Genomic DNA, 12,778 nt, shown 5'->3' with positions numbered 1-12,778 from the left:
GGATGCACATCCCGTCGCGCGTGGAAGTGGAAGGTAGCGATTCGCACGACCAGACGACACCCCTCGAAGCCGACCCGCAACACGGTCCCACCGGCGTCGGGGTCGAAGGCGGTGCACGCCAACCCACCGTGGGGGGGACGACGATTTCCCGCCGGGCCCACTCCACCCGGGACTTGTGCAGGTAGCTCCGGAAACCCTGGTGGGTGAGGTGTTCCCCAGCGCCTCCACGGTGGAGTCATGCCGGGCCGGGCGCCCGCCGCCGTTGTGGTTGGACCTCGGGCAGGTGCTCGCGCACGAGCAAACCGCTGAGCACCACGATCCACAGCGCGGTCAGCCCGCCGGGGAGGTAGGTGGCCAGCACGCCGCCGGGAGCGATCGCGCCGGCTCCGCCCAGGACGGTGAGCGCGCCGAGGATCCGGATGACGGCGACGAATCCGGAGAACCACGCCGCCCACTGCGGGAGAACCCCGGTCCGCGCGATGGCGACGGCACATGCCCCCAGCGGCAGGGCGACGGCCATTCCCGCGAGCGTGCCCACGACGGCCACCGCGCTGTAGGGCGCGGAGGCGAGACCGATCAGCATGGGATGCGCGGTCAACGCGTAGGCCGCACCGCCGAGGATCGATGCCCCGAGGAACCCGATGGTGCCGGTGAGCACGAAGCCTGCCAGCACGACAGCGGGGGCGTCGCTGTTCGGATCGGCCAGCCTGAACGCGGTGGCGAGAGTGGCACCGAACCACACGAACAAGGCCACCGCGGCGGCGTTGAGCACGACCGCGGCCATGATCACGTCGCGCGAGTTGGTCAGGTACAAGGCGATGGTGTCGCTGGAGGCGGTGATCCTGGGAGCGCCGCGGAGCAGGATGCCCGCCACGATGGCGAGCACGAGCGAAGCGAGGCCGGCCAGCCCGCCCCAGCGCATCTCGTGGCCTACACTCATCGATTCCTCCCGGCGGCCTCGGTGAACGGGATGTTCGTCGAGCGTTGCGGGCGCAGGGCGTGCAGTCATGCGGCCGAAGGTCCTCTGTTGCCACCGCCGTTGCGCCACACCACGAATGCCGCTCACACGGCTCCCACGAGCAACTCGCGTCCGGTGACCATCTCCCCTTGCAGACGGCGCGCGGGCTGCGCGACGGTCGGAGGATCCCGTCGGCTCATTGCTGAGAGGTGACGACGGCCATGACGGGTCTGCGCACCGATCTGTACGAGCTCAGGATGGCGGCCAGCTACCTGCGCCGGGACATGACGGCCCCGGCGACCTTCAGCCTGTTCGCGCGGAAACTCCCGCGCGAACGCGGGTTTCTCGTCGCGGCAGGACTCGCCGACTGCCTGGACTTCCTGGCGCGGCTGCATTTCAGCGCCGACGACCTGACGTACCTCGGCGACGTCGTGCACCTGGCGGAAAGCGACCTGGCGGCGTTGGCGGAACTGCGCTTCACCGGCGACGTGTGGGCCGTGCCCGAAGGGCGGGTGGTCTTCGCCGGCGAGCCCTTCCTGGAAGTGACGGCGCCGCTGCCGCAGGCGCAGCTGGTGGAGACGGCGCTGCTGAACTTCGTGACGTTCCAGTCGTCGGTGGCGGCCAAGGCGGCGCGGTGCCGGATCGCCGCACCGCAAGCGGATCTGGTCGATTTCGCCGCCCGCCGAACCCACGGTCTGGAGGCCGCCCGGGCGGTCGCTCGTGCCTCGGCCATCGCTGGATTCGCGGGCACCAGCTACGTGGCCGCCGCACGCGAGTTCGGACTGGTGGCCGCTGGCACGATGGCGCACTCCTACGTCGAAGCGTTCCCCGACGAGCGCACCGCGTTCCGGGCGTTCGCCGCCGATTTCCCGGATGCCACGGTGTTTTTGGTCGACACCTACGACACCCTGCGCGGCGTGCGCACGGCGATCGAGGTCGCCAAGGACCTGCCGGCCGGTAACCGCATCGGGATCCGGCTGGACTCCGGCGACCTCGGCGACTTGGCGGTGCAAGCTCGCCGGCTGCTCGACGACGCCGGGCTGACCCGCGCTCGGATCATGGCCAGCGGCGGGCTCGACGAACACGCGCTCGCGGAACTCGCCGCCACGCCGATCGACCTGTTCGGCGTGGGCACCCGCATGGGGGTGTCCGCTGACGCGCCGTCCCTGGACAGCGCCTACAAGCTGGTCGAATACGGCGGAACGCCGGTGATGAAGCTGTCTGCGGGCAAGCTGACCGCACCCGGCGCGAAGCAGGTCTACCGTGGCGAACCCGGACAACCCGATCTGCTCGCGCTGCGCACCGAAAAGCCCCCAGCCGGGCGCGAACCGCTCCTACAGCCCGTCATGTGCGGTGGCGTGCGGGCCGCTCAGCCGGAGCCGGTCCAGACCGCGCGGCGCCGGTTCGCGCGAGACCTGCGGTGGCTACCCGAGTCGGCTCGCCTGCTCACCGGCCCCACACCGGTGGACGTGCTCTCGACGCAAGTGCTGGTGCGGTCCGCCGAAGCCGTCCGGCACCGCCTCGAACAGGCACTGTGAACGCCGCCGGTCAGCGGGAGTGCGGCTGGCCGGGATACCACCAGTTCGACGGCGGGGCTTTCCGGTTCGCTTCGCGTTCAACGGTTGCGGGCAGGGCGACTTCGAGACCGTGCGCCACGACGGTCCTGCTGATGTCCGACGGCGACACGATGCCCACCAACCTGCTGTCGTCGAAGACCAGGATGCGGCCGTCGGTGGACTCGGACAGCCGGGGCAGGACCGCTGCCAGGGGCTCGTCCGGTGCCGCGGTGGGCACGCGGTCCATCGGGCAGGCGGCGTCGCGCAGGGCGGTCGTCGGTCGGTCGTGCGCGGCTAGGGAGCGGACGCGGCGGAGGGAGACCAATCCGCCGACGCTGCCGTCCTCGAGCAGCACCGGGAAGCTGGCGTGCCCGCGTTCGCGGATCAGGAAGTCGCCGACCGTCAACCGGCCGTCCACCGCCTCGACCGGATGCGACATCACATCCCGCACCCGCACTCCGGCCAGGGCCAACCCCACGCGTGCCTGGCGCTCCTCGGCGAAGGCCACGTTCGTGATGAACAACCCCAGCAGGACCCACCACAGTCCGGCGGCCCCCTGAGTAATCAACTGCGCGAATCCGGCGGCGATGAGCAGGTAGCCGAGCCCGAGCCCGGCGCGCGCCGACCACACGGCCGCTTTGAACCGGTCCCCGCGCCACCGCCACAGCGCCGCGCGCAGCACGCGGCCACCATCCAGCGGAGCCGCCGGAACGAGGTTGAACACCGCCAGCACGAGGTTCAGCAGGGCCAGGTAGCTCAGCACCCCGACGATCAGGTCGCTCGCGTCCGACCGGGCCGCGCCCCAGGCCAGCGCGCCGAAGACCACGCCCACGGCCGCGCTGGTTGCGGGCCCGACGATAGATATGCGCAGGTCAGCGCCGGGGCTGCGCGCTTCGCCCCGCAGCCGGGCGATACCGCCCAGCAGCCACAGCGTGATGCCCTCGACGGCGACGCCGTTGCGGAGGGCCACGATCGCGTGCGCGAGTTCGTGCGCCAGCAGCGAGGCGACCAGGAGGACCGCGGCGGCGACCCCGGCCACCGCGTAGCCGAGCGAGGAGTGCCCGGGAAACGCCAGCGGCAGCTGGTAGACGGCCAATCCGGCGGCGACCAGGACGACGATGCCGAGCACGCTCCAGTGCAGCCCGATCCGCACCCCAGCTACTCGCCCCACCGGGACCGTTCCGCGCATGACCGCACCCCGCAACCCGCCGGACTCAGCCTTTCCTCCAGTGTGCCTCCCCAGCGACCGCCCGGTGACGGGTGGACTTCCGGCAGGAGGCTTGCCGGCGGGCATCACGGCGGGTCGCGGACAGAACAGTGTGGACTGTCACCGGGAAAGGCCCATATCGCCCAGACGGACGAGGCGCATGGCGGAAACGATTCCGGGGGACGACGAGCCGATGCCGATGCGGTCACTCGCCGCCTTTCTGGATGTACGAGCGCACGAACTCGGCGGCGTTCTCCTCGAGGACGTCGTCGATCTCGTCCAGCATGGCGTCGGTGGTGTCATCGAGCTCGTCGCGCCGGTCCTGGCCGCTGGGCGTCGGCTCAGGTGCCTCGTCTTCGGACCGGTCGTGCCGCTTGGGTCTCTCCTGGCGCATCCGGTGCCTCCCTGCGGTCGTCGCGCGTGCCCACCACCCGCGTTTCGTGCTACCGGCGAACCTGAAGCCCGCTGAGGAAGAGGGTCGCGAGCGCGAACAACACCCGCTAGGGCCGATGGGCCCCTCGACCGCGCGATGCAACGCGGGCCCCGCGTCAGGTGTCCTCCTAGGACGGGCCATACTCCTGGTCCGAACCGCGATCGTCGCCCGCTTTGCCGGCCGTTTGCGACAAACGGCGCCGGACCGCACCCCGGAGGCGGGAACCTGCCGATTCCCGCGCCCTCCCAAGGCTTGGCGGTGGTTTCGGCGAACGCGGCACCAGCTCGGCGTGGCCGGACGGAAGACGCGGGACAGGTGAGGCGAGTGGTGTCAACGGTCCTATCGGAAGCCGGCAGCGTTCCGCCGGAACTGACCCCGGAGCGGATGCTCACGTCCTGGACGCTGGACCCGCTTGCGCTGGTGGTCGTGGCGGCCCTCGCCACGGCCTACTGGCTGGGCCTGCGGCGGCTCAAGGCCCGCGGCCAGCGGTGGCCCGCGGCGCGCGTGACGGCCTTCTTCAGCGGACTGGCCACGATCGCGCTGGTCTCGATGTCGTTCCTGGGCGTCTACGCCGACACGCTTTTCTGGGTGCGGGCGGTGCAGAACACGGTGCTGCTGATGATCACGCCGCTGCTGCTGGCGCTGGGAGCGCCGCTTTTGCTGCTCAGCCGCAGCGGGCCGCCGCGGCTGGCCGAGCGGGTCAGCGCGGGCATCCGGTCTCGGCCCGCAAGGGTGCTGACGTTCCCCGGGGTGGTCACCGTCCTGCTCGTGGGGGTGCCGTTCGCGCTGTACCTGACGCCGCTGTACGAACTGACCCTGCGTTCATCGGTGGTCGATGCGGTGATGCACGTGGTGTTGGTGCTCGCCGGTTTCACCTACTTCTGGACCCGGTTGCGCGTCGACCCGACGCCGCGCGGCGACCCGCACATCGTGTCGTTCGGGATCTCGCTCGCGGAAGTCATCTTCGACGGCGTGCTGGGGCTGGTGCTCTGGCTCGGGCCGCTGCGCGCGCCGCACTACTACGAGGCGTTGGCGCGAACCTGGGGCCCGAGCATGCGCACCGACCAGATCATCGCCGCGGGCGTGGTGTGGATCGGTGGTGACCTCGCCGGGCTGCCGTTCCTCGGCGCCCTGATGCGGCAGTGGAAGCGCGACGACGCCGAGGAGGCCGCCGAGGTCGACCGGGAGCTCGACGCGGCGGACACGAAGGACGCCGGGCGCGGCGACGAGCCCGCCGCGGGCAGCGTCCTGTGGTGGGAGGACGATCCGGTGCTGGCCGAACGCTTCCGCCGTGGCTGAGCCCGGCCGACGCGCGACGGCCCCGGTCGCCGTGGGCGGCCGGGGCCGGAAGCCGGTACTGCCGGTGGTCCTCCTCGCGCGCCGGGTCGAACCCGGCCGGGGAGGACCCGTCAGTTCTTGGGGTCGTTGCGCTGCTTGCCGTCGACCTGCTGCTTGTCGTCGGCCTGCTGCGGGCTGGGCTTGCCGGTGTCCAGCCGGTCCTGCTCGGTGGTGGGCCGGGAGGCGGCCTGCTCGTCCTCCTTCAGGCCGCGAGCCTCGGCCTTGAGCACGCGGGCGGACTGGCCGAGCGAGCGCGCCATCTGCGGCAGCTTCGCCGATCCGAACAGCAGCAGGACCGCGGCGAGCACGATCAGCCAGTGCCAGGCACTGAGCGAACCCATGGGTGCACTTCCATTCGCTGTCGTGGACACCTGAGCCCTGCGACGACGCCGTCGGCCGAGCGGGCGGCCGGTGCGGGGATCTGCGGCGTACCGGCCCCCGTGAGATCAGGTGACCCGTCGTTTCTCAACAGGGTGCAGTGTATACCCGAACCCGGCCGGTCCCGGGGTTCCCGTTTGATTCCTGACCAGGACAAATCCGCAATCTGGATCTTGTTCCGGCAGTTCTGGGCACTGGCACGAACGACGAGAAGCGCAGGTAGGACGGACTTGTCCTGCGGACGCACCCGCATCTGCATCGCGTCGAGTTCATCCACTGTGGTCGACATCGGGGCAGACCGGAACGCCGGTGGCGCGGCGAGCCACGAGGACCGACGAGAAGAGATGAACATCGCCTGCTGCGGGGTCGTCGAAAGATCCACTTTGGATGATCTTCCCCAAACCTCGCGCCCGCCCCGGCCCTCCGGCTGGACGGCGCCGCGCACCAAGCGCCCCGACACCGGGCGGGGACGCCATCACCGCTGGTGGCGTGCCTTGCGTCAACCAATGTGCGAGGCGGCCGTCGCCGGCGCGGGTGTACCGTGACTGCGACGGTCCTTCTGCGGAGAAGGTCAGCATGAGCTTGGAACACCTCACCGTCCTGCTGCTCGCAGGCTTGTTCATCCTCGGCCCGGAGAAGCTGCCCGATGCCGCCGCGTGGGCGGGCCGGACGATCCGGCAGGTGCGCGGGTTCGCCGCGGATGCGCAGCAGCAGCTCCGGTCGGAACTGGGCGACGAGTACCGCGATCTGCGCGAGCCCCTGCGGCAGCTCAACGAGCTGCGCGGCCTCGACCCGCGGCGCGCGGTCGCGAACTACCTGCTCGACGACGCTCGCCCCACCACAACGCTCGCCGGCCAGCCGACGAATGCCGCGGCGAATTCCGTTGAACGGCCTGGTTTTCTGCGCCCGGGCGAGCGGCCGCCCTTCGACGTCGAGGCCACCTGAGAGTCGATACCGCAGCCCGCAACGCGCCACCTCCCGAACGACTGGTGACAGAACTTCCACAAGTTCCGATACGCGCGTAAGCGAGACCGTGCGCCAGATGGGGCGGCAGTGCCCACCTTCCTGTCCTGCACCGTGGAGAAGCAGGCTGTCTCGGCGCAAGGGAGCTGGGGCAGCAAGGGCGCGATCCGGACATCCGTCCCGCAGCCCCGGTTCGGCTTTGTGCCACGGGGATGGCCCGGAGTGGTCTGGCGCGGGCTTTTGCATTGCAGGGTGGCGGAAGCCCGGGGCCGGGCTTGTGGCGGTTTGGTTGCGGGTTGATCCGTAGTCTGCCTTCCGAGGTGGCCCGTGCGCGGTTTTCGGGGCTATAGCGCTTGAAACCGCTCACGATGCTCTTGCTGCTGCTGCTGGTGGTGGTGGTGTGGTGGTGGTTGGGTGGCGCCTTCGGCGTGCCCTGGTTTTCGTTGCAGTGTCGTGGCTTCCGGAGAATTAGCGCTGAATTGCGAAAGCGGTGCCACGCGCACGCGATCTGTGGGCTCTCGACCCCTGTGTGGTCGGCGTGGATTCTCGGCTCTTTTCCCAGCTGTCGTGCGGTTTCGGTCGATCTCCGGGGCGGCGGGCCGTCGGGCCGTCGGGGTGGGCACGATATCTTGTTCTGCGGCCACGTCGGGGTCGGTGCCGGGGATACCGGCAGGTGCGATCAGTCCCAGGAGGGCGCTGTGCGGTTCAACGACGATGCGGAGCTGGACGCATCGCAGGTCGAGGAGGTCGGCGGTTCCGGCGGCGGTGGTTTCGGCGGCGGGACCATCGCGGTGGGGGGCGGGGGACTGGCTCTCGTCGGGATGGTGCTCTACTTCCTGCTCAGCAACTTCGCCGGGGGTGGCGGACAGCCGGCGCTGCCGCCGCTGAGCCTCGACCAGCTGCCCGTCGGTCAGCAGGCGGACGACCAGCGCCTGGCGCAGGAATGCCGGACCGGTGCGGATGCCAACACGCGTGAGGATTGCGCGCTGGTCGCGTCGATCAACTCGATCCAGGGGTACTGGAGCGAGCAGTTCGTGCGTTCGGGCGGGAAGTATCAGGCCGCGCCGACGAAGTTCTTCCGCGGCGCGGTGAACACCGCTTGCGGGGGCGCGACCTCCGACGTCGGCCCGTTCTACTGCCCGGCCGACGCCGACGTCTACATCGACCTGGACTTCTTCAAGGAGCTGAAGACGCGGTTCGGTGCCCAGGGCGGCAGCTTCGTGGAGGCCTACGTGCTCGCCCACGAGTACGGCCACCACGTGCAGAACCTGCTCGGCACCAATTCGAAGGTCAATCCCCGGCAGACCGGGCCGACCTCCGGGGCGGTGCGCCTGGAACTGCAGGCCGATTGCTACGCCGGGGTGTGGGCCAATCACGCCACGACGGTGCCCACCCGCTCCGGTAAGCCGCTGATCCAGGACATCTCCGACGACGACATCCGCCGCGCCGTGGACGCCGCCGGGCGGATCGGCGACGACTACATCCAGGCCAAGCTCGGCGGCGGGCACGTCGATGAGAGCAAGTTCACCCACGGCAGTTCGGCGCAGCGGGAGAAGTGGTTCACCACCGGCCTGCGCACCGGAAACCCGAACGCCTGCAACACCTTCGACCCCAAGGTCAGCCTGGGCTGACCCCCGCGAATCCGGTCCGCAATCGGATCGGGCGGTGGTCGCGATGACCGGCCAGGAGGAGGTGTCGCGCCCCGGTTCCGGTGTGCATTCGGTCGGGGCGTCACCGTCGTCGATCCGGGCCTGGTCCGCCGGGCTGTCGCGGCGGCGGCCGTCGGGAATGTGACGGAATGGTTTGATTTCGGCGTTTTCGCCTATATGGCGACCACGATCGGGAAGGTCTTCTACCCGCAGTCGAGCCCGACCGCCTAACTGCTGGCGAGACCGGATCGGCCGCACCAAGGTGCTGGCCACCACGATTCCGCGGCCGCCACCCGCGCCGCCACGCGAAGACGAGTTCCGAACAGCCTTGGCCCTCTCACGTGGTCCCGAGGCCGCGGGCGCGCAGGATGCCGCGTTCCAGCGGACGGAAGACCAGCAGTTCGATGCCCACGCCCACCAGCAGGATCAGTGCGATGGCGGCGATGACGGTGGGCATGTCGGAGAGCAGGCGGCCGTTTTCCAGGTAGGCCCCGAGGCCCTTGCCCAGTTCGGGGGACGTGGCGATGATCTCGGCGGCCATCAGGGAGCGCCAGGAGAACGCCCATCCCTGCTTCAACCCGGCCAGGTAGCCGGGCAGCGCGGCGGGCAGCAGGATGTGCCGGGCCGTCGCGAGTCGGCCCGCACCCAGCGCCTTGCCGACCCTCGGCAGGATCGGCGGGATCTGGTCGATCCCGGCGACCAAGCCGTTGGCGATCGAGGGGACGCAACCCAGCAGCAGCACCGTGTACATCGTCGCGGGGGTGACGCCGAACCAGAGCACGGCGGCCGGAACCCAGGCCACCGACGGCAGGCTCTGCAGACCGGACAACAGCGGGCCGATCGCCGAGCGGATCACCCGGACCTTGGCCACCAGGAGCCCCAACGGGGTCGCGATGGCGATGCCGACGAGGAACCCGATCACGGCGCGGTGCACGGAGGTCCAGATGAAGCTCAGCGCGTTGCCGCTGGTGATCTCGTCCCACAGTTCCAAGCCGACCGCCCGCGGCTCCGGCAGCTTGAACTCCGGCCACAGCGCGGATGCCCACAGCGCCTGCCAGGCGGTGAGCGCCAAGGCGAGCGCGACCAGCGGAGGCAGGACTGCGCCCGCGAACCGGCGCCAGCGGTTGCGGGTGTCCGGCTGCGGGTCGGCCGGGGTGTCCAGGGCGTCGAGACCGGCTTCTACCGCGGCGTCGAGATCGGTGTCCGGCGTGGTGGTGCGGATGCTGTCAGGCCGAGGCATGGTCGCTGATCACCTCCCGAAGCCGACGGTTGATCACCTCGACGAGACCCGGACCTTCCGAAGTGGACTGATCGGTGGTCCACTCCTGCACGACCCGGCCCGGCCGGGACGACAGCAGCACCACGCGCTGTCCGAGCCGGACCGCTTCCCGGACGTCGTGGGTCACGAACATCACCGCGGCCCCGGTGGACTCCCACACGCGCAGCAGTTCGGACTGCAACACGTCCCGCGTGATCGCGTCCAGCGCGGAGAACGGCTCGTCCATCAGCAGCAGCGAGGCGGACGCGTCGTCGTCGGAGGCGCCGAGGGCGGACGCCAGCGCGCGGGCCAGCGCCACCCGCTGGCGCATCCCGCCGGAGAGTTCGTGCGGGCGCTTGCCGCCCACGTTCCCCAACCGGACCAGGTCCAGCAGTTCGCGACCGCGTTCGCGGCGGGTGGCGCGGTCGACTCCGGCCAGACGCAGCGGCAGCTCGACGTTGCCCGCCGCGGTCAGCCAGGGCATCAGTGCGGCTTCCTGGAACATCACGGCGGGCCGCGAGCCGCTCAGCTCGATCGTGCCCCGCGACGGCTCGTCCAACCCGGCGATCAGGTTGAGCAGCGTCGTCTTGCCGCACCCCGAGGCGCCGAGCAGGCAGACGAACTCGCCCGGCCGGACGGTCAGATCGATGCCATGCAGCGCCGTGATGCTGCGGCGTGCCTCGCCGAAGCTCTTGTGCACCCCGGTCAACCGGACCACGTGGTCGGCGTTCGCGGGGGCGTGCAGGACGGCGGTCATTTCTCGGTTGCCTTCCTCGCGACGTGGTCGATCATCCGGACAGTCCGCCGTCGGCGACCTTCGGCTTGCCGGCCGCTTCGAGCACGGCGTTGATCGCGGTGACGTCCACCAGGCCTTTCAGGTCGGGGGCCTGCCGCTCGATCCCCGCGGTCACCTGGTCCTGGGCCAGCTGCGGGAACCGGGAGGCCAGCGGGTCGGCGGTCAGCTCGATCCCGGTGAACGCCCGGTCGATGACCTCGGGCGACAGCTCCTTGCCGGTCAGCTCCTTGAGCTGCTTGTTGACGGCGGTCTTCGCTTCGGCCGGGTTCGCGGCGGCGAGGTTGTTGGCGGCGAGCAAGCCGCGCAGGACGGCCTGCACGGTCTGCGGATGCTGCTTGAGGAATTCGGTGCGCACCACGACGACCGTGGTCGGGAACTTCCCCTCCGGCCACAGCTGCTTTTCGTCGAGAAGCACTTTGGCGCCCGCGTCGTGCACCAGGCGCGATGCCCACGGCTCGGGCAGCCAGGCACCGGCCAGCCGGCCCTGCCGGAACTGGTCGAGGGTCTGGGAGTTCTCGATGTTCTGCACCTGGACGTCGCCGAGCTGGTTGTTGGCGAGCCACTTCTTCAGCGCGACGTCCTGGGTGTTGCCGAACTGCGGCGCCGCGACGGTCTTGCCCCGGAGGTCCTGCGGGCTGTTGATCTGCGGCGCGACGACGAGCTGGGCGCCGCCGGAGGTGGCCCCCGAGATTAGGCGAACCGTCTGCCCGCCGGACTTGGCGAAGGCGTTGATCGCCGGGCCGGAGCCGATGAAACCGATGTCCAGCGAGCCGCCCAGCAGCGCCGAGACCTCCTCTGGCCCGGCGCTGAACTGCACCGGCGTGAGCTTGGTGGCGCCCAGCTCCTTGCCGAACAGGCCCTTGTCCAGGCCGATCAGCGCCGAAGCGTGGGTGACGTTCGGGAAGTAACCCAGGCGCACCTCGGCGGCCGGGGCGGTGTTCGCCGGCGGCGCCTCGGCATCGGAGGTGGTGCGTTCGGCGCGCGAGCACCCGGCCACGGCGGCGAACAAGGAGAGTGCGGCGGCCGCCACGGCCAGTGCCCGTGGTTTGCGTGGCGCGATGCTCACGTTGCGGTCCCTTCGGACGACGGCAGCAGAACCGGTGCCGGGGCCTTGCTTCGGCCCGCCAGACCCGTTCCGACCTGCTCTTTCGTCGTATTGGCGACTAAGTCGATAGGGACAGTACAGTTTGATCCGCCAGTTGAGCACGGGGTCTCACGTGGTAGGACGCCGCCGCGTTGACCGGCTCTGCCAAACCTCGGGGCTGCGGGTGCGTCCGGCCACGGCGACCGGGAGGTTGTCGTGCATCAGGTCGGCCAGGGTGACCTCCTCCAGCACCTCCCGCAGGCTGCTGCGAACGGCGATCCACACCTGCTGCAGCACGGCCACCGAAGGTTCGTAGCGGACGTCTTCCGGTCGCACCCCGTGCACGCTCACCAACGGCCCGTCCACGGCCCGGATCACGTCCGCCACGGACACCGCTTCCGCCGGGCGGGCCAGCACCCAGCCCCCGGCCTGGCCGCGCCGACTGGCGACGATCCCGCTCCGGCGCAGGTCGGCCAACACCGCCAGCAGGAAGTTGCGCGGGATGTCCTGGGCGGCGGCCACATCTTCGGCCCTTGCCACTTTTCCCGGTGACAGGCGCGCGAGCTCGACGAGAGCACGTACCGCGTAATCCACCTTGGCCGAAATGCGCATGCCCGCATTCTCCACCACCAGCGCGAACGCCCGCGCCGCCAGCCGGTTGGTGCGAACGCGGGCCGCGGGTCGTGCTAGGACGTATTTAATAAGCGGCGGCAGCCGCTTGCGGTGTGGGACTCAACTGGCACCGCCGCGGGTTCTCAGGGGTCCTTCTCGCGAGGACAGCCCCGACGCGGTGAATTGGGCATTCATGATGTCGGGGATCCCGCAGTGAGAAGGCGTCTGAGGTTCCGCTACCCGCACCGCTACGCAAACCACTTTCGAAACAGGCCTTAGTCGCGGGGCTTGCCGAAGATCAGGCGGTAGCCGATCAGCAGGATCAGCGCGCCCAGGATCGCCAGGCCCCAGGTGCGCAGGTCGAAGAACGTGCCGAGCTCGACGCGGAAGAGGGTCTTGCCGACCCAGCCGCCCACGAAGGCTCCCGCGACGCCGAGCAGGATCGTGACGATGCAGCCGCCGGGGTCCCGGCCCGGCATGAGCACCTTCGCGATACCGCCGGCGAGCAGTCCCAGCACGATCCAGCCGATGATGCTCATGGGCATC

13 protein-coding genes are annotated in these 12,778 nt (G+C 70.2%); 4 read left to right on the top strand and 9 right to left on the bottom strand.

The window, feature by feature from the left end; translation table 11 throughout:
• Positions 1-235: 235 nt before the first annotated feature.
• Positions 236-940 (bottom strand): hypothetical protein, encoded by a 705-nt coding sequence (locus tag FDZ84_RS36425; RefSeq protein WP_168589537.1) that lies wholly within the window; start codon positions 938-940, stop codon positions 236-238.
• Positions 941-1,179: 239 nt separating this feature from the next.
• On the opposite strand from FDZ84_RS36425, the gene FDZ84_RS36420 reads away from it, so the two are divergent.
• Entirely contained in the window at positions 1,180-2,496 is a 1,317-nt protein-coding gene (locus FDZ84_RS36420; protein WP_168589536.1) for a nicotinate phosphoribosyltransferase, read from the top strand.
• Between the two features lie 10 nt (positions 2,497-2,506).
• Here the strand turns inward: FDZ84_RS36420 and FDZ84_RS36415 are convergent, their stop codons facing one another.
• Positions 2,507-3,703, bottom strand: coding sequence for a site-2 protease family protein (locus tag FDZ84_RS36415; RefSeq protein ID WP_168589535.1), 1,197 nt, complete (start codon positions 3,701-3,703; stop codon positions 2,507-2,509).
• 223 nt (positions 3,704-3,926) lie between these two features.
• Positions 3,927-4,115, bottom strand: a complete 189-nt coding sequence (locus FDZ84_RS36410) for a ubiquitin-like protein Pup (protein WP_168589534.1) — start codon at positions 4,113-4,115, stop codon at positions 3,927-3,929.
• 363 nt (positions 4,116-4,478) lie between these two features.
• On the opposite strand from FDZ84_RS36410, the gene FDZ84_RS36405 reads away from it, so the two are divergent.
• On the top strand, positions 4,479-5,453 hold the full coding sequence (locus tag FDZ84_RS36405) for a cytochrome c oxidase assembly protein (protein WP_246868677.1): 975 nt from the start codon (positions 4,479-4,481) through the stop codon (positions 5,451-5,453).
• A gap of 110 nt (positions 5,454-5,563) precedes the next feature.
• Here FDZ84_RS36405 and tatA read toward each other — a convergent pair whose 3' ends face one another.
• Positions 5,564-5,833, bottom strand: a complete 270-nt coding sequence (tatA, locus tag FDZ84_RS36400; RefSeq protein WP_168589533.1) for a Sec-independent protein translocase subunit TatA — start codon at positions 5,831-5,833, stop codon at positions 5,564-5,566.
• 613 nt (positions 5,834-6,446) lie between these two features.
• On the opposite strand from tatA, the gene FDZ84_RS36395 reads away from it, so the two are divergent.
• Together FDZ84_RS36395 and FDZ84_RS36390 are read left to right on the top strand one after the other, a co-directional pair.
• Positions 6,447-6,815: a twin-arginine translocase TatA/TatE family subunit gene (locus tag FDZ84_RS36395; RefSeq protein ID WP_168589532.1), complete on the top strand. Its 369-nt coding sequence runs from the start codon at positions 6,447-6,449 to the stop codon at positions 6,813-6,815.
• A gap of 716 nt (positions 6,816-7,531) precedes the next feature.
• Positions 7,532-8,464, top strand: a complete 933-nt coding sequence (locus FDZ84_RS36390; protein ID WP_168589531.1) for a neutral zinc metallopeptidase — start codon at positions 7,532-7,534, stop codon at positions 8,462-8,464.
• 355 nt (positions 8,465-8,819) lie between these two features.
• Here the strand turns inward: FDZ84_RS36390 and FDZ84_RS36385 are convergent, their stop codons facing one another.
• The 5 genes from FDZ84_RS36385 to FDZ84_RS36365 all read right to left on the bottom strand — a co-directional run bounded on the left by FDZ84_RS36385 (position 8,820) and on the right by FDZ84_RS36365 (position 12,771).
• Positions 8,820-9,722, bottom strand: a complete 903-nt coding sequence (locus tag FDZ84_RS36385) for an ABC transporter permease (protein WP_168589530.1) — start codon at positions 9,720-9,722, stop codon at positions 8,820-8,822.
• On the bottom strand, positions 9,709-10,497 hold the full coding sequence (locus tag FDZ84_RS36380) for an ABC transporter ATP-binding protein (protein ID WP_168589529.1): 789 nt from the start codon (positions 10,495-10,497) through the stop codon (positions 9,709-9,711). The genes FDZ84_RS36385 and FDZ84_RS36380 overlap by 14 nt, the downstream gene beginning before the upstream one ends.
• 31 nt (positions 10,498-10,528) lie before the next feature.
• Positions 10,529-11,602 (bottom strand): ABC transporter substrate-binding protein, encoded by a 1,074-nt coding sequence (locus FDZ84_RS36375; protein ID WP_210435347.1) that lies wholly within the window; start codon positions 11,600-11,602, stop codon positions 10,529-10,531.
• Between the two features lie 147 nt (positions 11,603-11,749).
• Positions 11,750-12,232, bottom strand: coding sequence for an Rrf2 family transcriptional regulator (locus FDZ84_RS36370; RefSeq protein ID WP_168589528.1), 483 nt, complete (start codon positions 12,230-12,232; stop codon positions 11,750-11,752).
• Between the two features lie 275 nt (positions 12,233-12,507).
• Entirely contained in the window at positions 12,508-12,771 is a 264-nt protein-coding gene (locus tag FDZ84_RS36365) for a GlsB/YeaQ/YmgE family stress response membrane protein (protein WP_168589527.1), read from the bottom strand.
• Between the last annotated feature and the right edge of the window lie 7 nt (positions 12,772-12,778).

The sequence above is a fragment of the Saccharopolyspora sp. ASAGF58 genome (assembly GCF_012277335.1).
GTDB lineage: Bacteria > Actinomycetota > Actinomycetes > Mycobacteriales > Pseudonocardiaceae > Saccharopolyspora > Saccharopolyspora hattusasensis.
The sequence above is the reverse complement of the archived record's forward strand: the minus strand, read 5'-3'. Positions and strand labels throughout refer to the sequence as shown.